Genomic DNA, 5,108 nt, shown 5'->3' with positions numbered 1-5,108 from the left:
TGCTGAAGCTGATCGGTGAAATTTCACCGATTTCGCATTTAGCGTCCTGTAAACATTGGTTTTCGCTTTTCCAGGAAGGCCGCAGCACTCTCGGCGGCATCGTCCGTTTCCATCAGGGTCCGGATTTCTTTGATCGCCCAGCTGCCGACATCGCGCCAATCCGGGTCCAGCGTACGGCGCAGGCCTGCCTTGATCGACTGGACCGCACGTGGCGGGTTGGCGGCAATCTTGCCTGCTATTTCCAGCGCCGTCGGCAACAGATCGTCCGGTGCCACGACCCGCGAGACAAGGCCGATCTCTTTCGCCATCTGCGCATCGATGATCTCGCCCGTGAACAATAATTCCGCCGCCCGCTCCCGGCCTACGACCTGCGCCAGACGGCCCAGCCCCGGCGCATCACAGCAAAGGCCGCGCTGCACGAACAGTTCACCGAACTTCGCCGTCTCGGATGCCACCCTGATATCCGCCATCAGCGCCAGTTCCATGCCCCAGCCAAGCGCGAAGCCGTTAACTGCGGCAATCACCGGAATGTTCGTATAGAGCAGTGCGTCCGCGGCTGGCGTCAGGCCGCCCGTCCGGCGTCCGCGCGCTTTCATCTCGGCTGGCCCCTTCGCCTTCTGGCTCAGGATTTCCTTCACGTCGTCGCCGGTGCAGAAGCCGCGCCCCTCGCCGGTAATCACGATCACCCGCGCATCGCTCTCACGCACGGCGTCTTCGAGTGCCATGTAGAGTTCGTAATTGAGGGCATTCATCACCTGCGGACGCCGAAGCGTCATCAGGGCAACATGGTCTTTTGTCTCGATTGTCAGCACGGACATGGCAGCCTCCCGGTTGTGTTTCGGAAGACTATGATGCCGGTCAGGCGCCGCAGGCAATCATCGACGCCGCGTCAGGCGCCGCCGGAATATTTAGCGCTTGAGGTGCTCGAGGCCCTTGATCGCACCGGTCTTCACCGACGGATTGGACGCGTTCGTTTTCACTTTTTCCGCCTTCGGCTTGCGGACTTCCTTGTTCGTCTTCTTCTGACCCTTGGCCATGATCGTATTCCTGTGCAGGGACCCGAAGCGGATCCTCCCTCACAGGTGGGGGGACATGGCGCCCTAAATAAGGCCGCTCTGACACTAAGTTTTCCGAAAGAGGGTTGCCCCCTACTCGACCGATTTCGGCACGACGAAGAAGCCGTCAGCGCTGCTGGGCGCATTGGCCAGGATCTGGTCCTGGATGTTGCCGTCAGTGACGACATCGTCGCGCATTGGCAGCTTGGTCGCCACCACCGACGTCATCGGCTCGACGCCCTCGATATCCACTTCATTCAGCTGGTCGATCCAGCCGAGGATGCCATTCAGTTCGCCGGCCATCTCTTCGAGGCGCTCTTCCGGCACGGCAATCCGCGACAGGCGGGCAACCTTGCGGACATCATCCTTGGTAACACTCATGGCACGGGCTCCTCTGGGGCGTTGATGGCCCGAATACGTCATAGGCAAGGGCGTTTCAAGCCGCTATAGCGCTCATCCTGAGCGAAGTCGAAGGACGGGCGCGGGCCGCAGGACGTGTGCGCTATGCCACCGCCCATCCTTCGACTTCGCTCAGGATGAGCTTGCCCCTTCACCGACAGGACTATTTTGCCCGTAACAGATCTCGCCTCCCTGCCGCGCACCGGCGTCCTTCTCGGCATCGACCCAGGTTCCAAGACCCTGGGGATCGCCGCCACGGACGGAATCCGCATGCTCGCCACGCCCGTCGAAACCATCCGTCGCGGCAAGACGCTGGCGCCATCCCTGACTCGCCTGTTCGAGATATATGACGAGCGCAAGGCCGTCGCACTGATCATCGGCCTGCCACTCAACATGGACGAATCCGAAGGCCGGCGCGCCCAGTCGTCCCGCGCCCTCGCCTACAATATCCTGCTCAAGCGCGACGTGCCGATTGTCTTCCAGGACGAACGCCTCTCCAGCGAGGAGGCCGAGAGCGTGATGCAGGAGGCCTCCATCTCCGCCAAGCGCCGCGCCGAAATGATCGACGCCACCGCCGCCGCGATCATCCTCAAGTCCGCCCTCGACCGTCTGGAGCGCCTCGGTTGACCGGGTTTCTCTACGCATTGCTGCCGGTCATCGCGATCGTCACGCTCGGCCACGTCCTGTCGTCCCGCAACTGGATCCCCGCCGAAAGCTGGCGCGCCATCGAACGCCTGTCCTATGTCGTCCTGTTTCCGGCCCTGATCATCAGGACACTCGCCAATACGCCCTTCGAGACCGCGCCATGGCGACTCGCAGCAGCGCTGATCCTCGCCCAGCTCGTGCTGGCCGGTATTGGCCTTGCCGCCCGCTTCCTGCCCAATATGAGCCGCCCTGCTGTCGGCACGATCATCCAGTCGAATGTGCGCTGGAACACGATGATCGGCCTGTCCATCGGCAGCCTCCTGTTCGGACAGGAAGGCCTCGCGCTCGTCACCATCGCTGCGGCCGTGATGATCCCCACTGCCAACGTCATCTCGGTCTATGCCCTGATTTCGCATGCCGACTCACCGCACGGCCCGGCGCCCAAGCCCCTCCTCGCGCTGTCACGCAACCCCATCGTCCTCGCCTGCATCATCGGCATCGCGCTCGCCGCCGCGAATATCGAACTGCCCCGGCTGGCTGACGACATGCTGCGCATTCTCGGCGATGCGGCGCTCGCCCTCGGCCTCTTGTCGGCGGGTGCGGGCGTCGATCTGTCCGCCCTGAAGCGCGCCGGCCCGCGCACCCTCACCTGGTCGCTGGTCCGCCTGCTCGGCCTGCCGGCCCTCGCCATCAGCTTCGGCCTGGCCTTTGGCCTGTCCGGCATGGCCCTGACCATCGCCGCGATCTGCGCTGCCACGCCGACGGCCACCAGCTCCTACATCCTGGCCCGCGAACTGGGCGGCGACGCCCCGCTCGCGGCCAACCTGATCGCCGTCCAGACCGTTCTGGCCATGCTCACGCTGCCACTGGTCTACCTGCTCGTCAGCGGCTGACACTTGCGAACGGCCGGAATCGCGCCTAAACCGCCACAAATCGAAAGGGCCTCCATGGCAATGGCGGGATACACTTACAGCTTCGATCACGAGCATTTGCTGGGAATCGAAGGCCTTCACCCTCTGGATATCACGCACATTCTGGACCTGGCCGACCGCTATGCGGACGCCACGCGTGCGGGAAAGCGTGCCGACCCGGTCCTCACCGGGCGCACCGTGGTGAACCTCTTCTTCGAGAATTCCACTCGCACGATGAGCAGTTTCGAGATCGCAGCCAAGCGCCTCGGCGCTGACGTGATTAACATGCCGGTCGCCCAATCCAGCGTCAAAAAGGGTGAGACCCTGATCGACACCGCGATGACGCTGAACGCCATGAAGCCGGACGTGCTGGTCATCCGCCACTCGGCCTCGGGCGGCGCCAAGCTCCTCTCCCGCAAGGTCGACTGCGCCGTCATCAATGCCGGCGACGGCACCCACGAACACCCCACACAGGCACTGCTCGACACGCTCACCATTCGCCGCCACAAAGGCCGCATCGAGGGTCTCAAGGTCGTCATTTGTGGCGACATCGCCCACAGCCGCGTTGCCCGCTCCACCACGATGGCGCTCCACCTGCTCGGCGCCGAGGTCCACCTCTGCGGCCCGCGCACCCTGCTGCCGCCGGGCACCGATACCTGGGGCGCCGCCAGCGCCACAACCGATTTCGACGCCGCCATCAAGGGCGCCGACGTGGTCATGATGTTGCGCCTTCAACTGGAACGCATGGACGGCGCTTTCCTGCCCAGCCGCCGCGAATATTTCCGCTATTTCGGCCTCACGGCTGACCGACTCGCGCTCGCCCTGCCGGATGCCACGGTCATGCACCCCGGCCCGATGAACCGCGGGATCGAGATCGAAAGCGCCATCGCCGATGGCCCACAATCCGTCATCACCGAACAGGTGGAAATGGGGGTCGCCGTGCGCGAAGCCGTCCTCGACCTTCTCGCGGGGACACACCGATGAGCCTGTCTATCTTCAATGCCCGCCTGCTTGACCCGGCCACCGGCCTCGACGCGCCGGGCGCCATCTTCATCGACAAGGGCAAGATCAAGGACTTGACCAAGGGCCAGTCCGGGCCGCATGCCGATGCGAAGGAAACGCTCGATGCAGGCGGTCTCTGCCTCGCACCCGGCCTGATCGACCTGCGCGTCAAGACAGGCGAGCCCGGCGACGAGCAGAAGGAAACGCTCGCCACGGCCTCGCGCGCCGCGCTTGCAGGCGGTGTCACCAGTTTTGTTGTCATGCCTGACACGCGTCCCACAGTGGATGATGTTGCGCTGGTCCGTTTCATCCGGGAACGCGCCCGCGAAACCGCCAAGGCTCGCATCTATCCATCCGGCGCGCTCACCGTCGGCCTCGGCGGCGAGTTCATGGCCGAGATCGGCCTCATGGCAGATGCTGGCGCCATCGCCTTCACCAATGGCGACATGCCTGTCGCCAATGCCTCGATCATGAAACGCGCGATGGTCTATGCGGCCAGCCGCGGCGCTCTTGTCATGTCCCGTCCGGACGACGGGGCCCTGTCCGGCTCCGGCGTCATGAATAGCGGCGCGTTTGCCGCGCGCTTTGGCCTATCCGGCATTCCCGTCGAAGCCGAATGGATCGGCGCCGCCCGCGATGTGATGCTCGCGGAAACGACCGGCTGCCGGCTCCTGCTCGACCAGGTCTCGACCGCCCGCACGCTGGAAATCGTCGCCGAGGCGCGGGCACGCGGCGCAAAGGTCCATGCCACGGTCGCCGCCCATACCCTGTTTTTCAACGAGCGCGACGTCGGCGACTATCTCACCTATTGCAAGGTCAACCCGCCCTTCCGCGACGAAGACACCCGCCAGGGCCTGATCGCTGCCCTGAAGCGCGGAGAAATCGACGCCGTCGTTTCGGCCCACGATCCCCAGCCACCGGAAGAAAAGCGCCTGCCCTTCGGCGAAGCTGCCTTCGGCGCCGCCGGCCTGGAAACCACGCTCGCGGCCCTGATGAGCCTCGTCAACGACGCCGACCTGCCACTGCTCGACGCGCTCGCTCCGGTCACCTGCCGCCCGGCCGACCTGCTCGGCCTGCCGCAGGGCCGGCTCAAGAA

The 5,108-nt window shown here is 64.6% G+C and carries 7 protein-coding genes; 4 read left to right on the top strand and 3 right to left on the bottom strand.

The annotated features are described in order from the left end of the window. Positions 1-38: 38 nt before the first annotated feature. From AADA04_RS14840 to gatC, 3 genes are all read right to left on the bottom strand, one after another. On the bottom strand, positions 39-818 hold the full coding sequence (locus AADA04_RS14840; RefSeq protein ID WP_340694059.1) for an enoyl-CoA hydratase-related protein: 780 nt from the start codon (positions 816-818) through the stop codon (positions 39-41). A 90-nt stretch (positions 819-908) separates the two neighbouring features. Continuing rightward, entirely contained in the window at positions 909-1,037 is a 129-nt protein-coding gene (locus tag AADA04_RS14835; RefSeq protein ID WP_340694058.1) for a hypothetical protein, read from the bottom strand. A 111-nt stretch (positions 1,038-1,148) separates the two neighbouring features. Beyond that, positions 1,149-1,436, bottom strand: coding sequence for an Asp-tRNA(Asn)/Glu-tRNA(Gln) amidotransferase subunit GatC (gene gatC, locus AADA04_RS14830; protein ID WP_340694057.1), 288 nt, complete (start codon positions 1,434-1,436; stop codon positions 1,149-1,151). A 186-nt stretch (positions 1,437-1,622) separates the two neighbouring features. Here gatC and ruvX point away from each other — a divergent pair, with 186 nt between their 5' ends. From ruvX to AADA04_RS14810, 4 genes are all read left to right on the top strand, one after another. After that, positions 1,623-2,081 (top strand): Holliday junction resolvase RuvX, encoded by a 459-nt coding sequence (gene ruvX / locus AADA04_RS14825; RefSeq protein ID WP_340694056.1) that lies wholly within the window; start codon positions 1,623-1,625, stop codon positions 2,079-2,081. Next, complete coding sequence (locus AADA04_RS14820) at positions 2,078-2,992, top strand: AEC family transporter (RefSeq protein WP_340694055.1); 915 nt, start codon at positions 2,078-2,080, stop codon at positions 2,990-2,992. The genes ruvX and AADA04_RS14820 overlap by 4 nt, the downstream gene beginning before the upstream one ends. A 54-nt stretch (positions 2,993-3,046) precedes the next feature. Further along, positions 3,047-3,994 carry an aspartate carbamoyltransferase catalytic subunit gene (locus AADA04_RS14815; protein ID WP_340694054.1) on the top strand — a complete coding sequence of 316 codons (948 nt, stop codon included), beginning with the start codon at positions 3,047-3,049 and terminating at the stop codon, positions 3,992-3,994. After that, a partial coding sequence (locus AADA04_RS14810; protein WP_340694053.1) for an amidohydrolase family protein occupies positions 3,991-5,108 on the top strand: 1,118 nt, incomplete at its 3' end. The genes AADA04_RS14815 and AADA04_RS14810, both read left to right, overlap by 4 nt.

Origin of the sequence: Hyphomonas sp. (assembly GCF_037969335.1) — a bacterium.
Classification (GTDB): Bacteria; Pseudomonadota; Alphaproteobacteria; order Caulobacterales; family Hyphomonadaceae; genus Hyphomonas.
This window is presented reverse-complemented; position numbering and strand designations above follow the sequence as displayed.

Bases quoted from the DNA above. Each gene is read 5' to 3' on its own strand.
- AADA04_RS14815 (WP_340694054.1), top strand. From the start codon at position 3,047: ATGGCAATGGCGGGATACACTTACAGCTTCGATCACGAGCATTTGCTG.
- AADA04_RS14835 (WP_340694058.1), bottom strand. From the start codon at position 1,037: ATGGCCAAGGGTCAGAAGAAGACGAACAAGGAAGTCCGCAAGCCGAAG.
- gatC (WP_340694057.1), bottom strand. From the start codon at position 1,436: ATGAGTGTTACCAAGGATGATGTCCGCAAGGTTGCCCGCCTGTCGCGG.
- AADA04_RS14840 (WP_340694059.1), bottom strand. From the start codon at position 818: ATGTCCGTGCTGACAATCGAGACAAAAGACCATGTTGCCCTGATGACG.